The sequence below is a fragment of the Clostridia bacterium genome, from assembly GCA_035561135.1.
In the GTDB taxonomy this organism is placed as follows: Bacteria; Acidobacteriota; Terriglobia; order Terriglobales; family Acidobacteriaceae; genus DATMYA01.
Map to the genome: position 1 here is coordinate 1 of DATMYA010000001.1, position 1,223 is coordinate 1,223.

The 1,223-nt window shown below is 54.8% G+C and carries 3 protein-coding genes; all 3 read right to left on the bottom strand.

The annotated features are described in order from the left end of the window. Positions 1-252 (bottom strand): hypothetical protein (locus tag VN622_00005; GenBank protein HWR34235.1); only part of this gene is annotated, 252 nt, incomplete at its 3' end. 75 nt (positions 253-327) lie between these two features. Further along, positions 328-684: a bacteriohemerythrin gene (locus tag VN622_00010; GenBank protein ID HWR34236.1), complete on the bottom strand. Its 357-nt coding sequence runs from the start codon at positions 682-684 to the stop codon at positions 328-330. Positions 685-907: 223 nt separating this feature from the next. Then, on the bottom strand, positions 908-1,223 hold a 316-nt coding region (locus tag VN622_00015), incomplete at its 5' end, for an arsenical-resistance protein (protein ID HWR34237.1).

The window sequence follows — 1,223 nt, forward strand, 5'->3', positions numbered from 1 at the left end:
CCCCGCTTGTGGAGTTCCGGCCTGCCCGACCCAGATTACGCGGAAGCGTCCCTTCCGAGCGTCACATGACATGCCGAGAATATCGTCGAGTTTGACGATGCACTTCAAGCCGGCAACGCACGCCTCTTCAAGACCAATCGTCACGGTGGAGGCCTGCTGCGTGAACGGACGCCCCAACTCGTCCATGCCCCAGATTCGTATCGGGAGCTGCAACGAAAGATAAGGTCCTGATGGAATGAATTCAAAAGTCACAGGTGACTCCGTTTCGTCACAAAATACCGAGTTGAGAAGCAGAACTCAATCACTTGCCGGGGTCGCTGTCGAGCATCAGCCTTCGGGAAGCAAAGAATTGCGAATATCAACAAGGTCGATACCGATCTTGCTTGCACCGGCCCTGTACTTTTCCTGCAACGCGGCAGCATCGGATCGTAGCCGATCATGCTCGGCCTTGTGCGCGCCGGCACCGGGAAAGCCGGGGATATTCATGGCTGTCTCTTCTGCCGAAAAATGCTGTTCCGTGTAATCGAGCAAGGCACCCTCGAGGACGGTTCGTTCCTGCGCAATGCGCATAGCGTAATGCAATTTGTTCATTAGATTGAAGAGGCGTTTGTGTTCCTCGTCAAACCGCTCTACGCCGACACTGTACTTCGCGGTCCATTCAAAAAGTGCTACAGCAGTCTCCACATCCCCGGGGAAAGTCTCGCTGAATCCTGCTCTCATCAATCGCAGCACTAAAGCTTAACTCTCTCGCGCGAGTGGTCTTCAGCCGATAATACCGTTCGATTGCAGCCTTATGGGCGTGCAGCGAATGGCACAGTCTAGCATCTTGAGAAAGGACTCCCAATCCAGATCACCGACTGCGCAACACGCCGCCGAAACAGAATCTTCGCCTTCACGTGTCCTCACTTTATCGATTGGCGGCCGAACCGGATATATAGACTTCCGGGGCGGCTTCGTCCTTTTCAACGGTGAAATACCTTCGCTGGAAGTAGAACGCGACGTTGACCAGCGCGATCATCACCGGAACCTCAACGAGCGGACCGATCACGGCCGCAAAGGCTGCGCCGGAGTTGATTCCAAATACCGCAACCGCCACGGCAATCGCCAGTTCGAAGTTGTTGGAAGCTGCGGTGAACGACAGCGTCGTCGTCTTCGAATAGTCCGCCCCGACCTTCCGTCCCATGTAGAAGGAAACAAGAAACATGACGACGAAGTAGATCAGG